Annotated in this window: 1 protein-coding gene; it reads right to left on the bottom strand. The window is 39.0% G+C overall.

The window, feature by feature from the left end:
• The coding region (locus ACWXWW_RS18040; RefSeq protein WP_455971386.1) for a glycosyl hydrolase 108 family protein at positions 1–80 on the bottom strand (80 nt) is incomplete at its 3' end.
• Positions 81–272: the final 192 nt, after the last annotated feature.

The raw sequence follows: 272 nt of genomic DNA, 5'->3' as shown, positions 1-272 counted from the left end.
GCACCGCCCCGATCAGCTGGGTTATTTACATACCCGCCTTCACGCTTAATTAATTCATCAAGATATTTTTCAATATTCATTTCGGTTTCCTTCAGATATAAAAAAACCGCCCGAAGGCGGTATTAACTGTTTTCAATGTCTTTTCTGGCATTCTTAAACTCTTTGATCACTTCAACGATCGTTTTACCTTCCTGTTTATCTATAAAATTAAAAATCCAACGGACTAAAGCCCAACCGGGTAAACCACAAACAAAGAAGAACCCACCTAGAGC

The sequence above is a fragment of the Microbacterium sp. KNMS genome (assembly GCF_053851835.1).
Note: the sequence above shows the minus strand (reverse complement) of the source record. Positions and strands in the feature narration are given on the sequence as shown.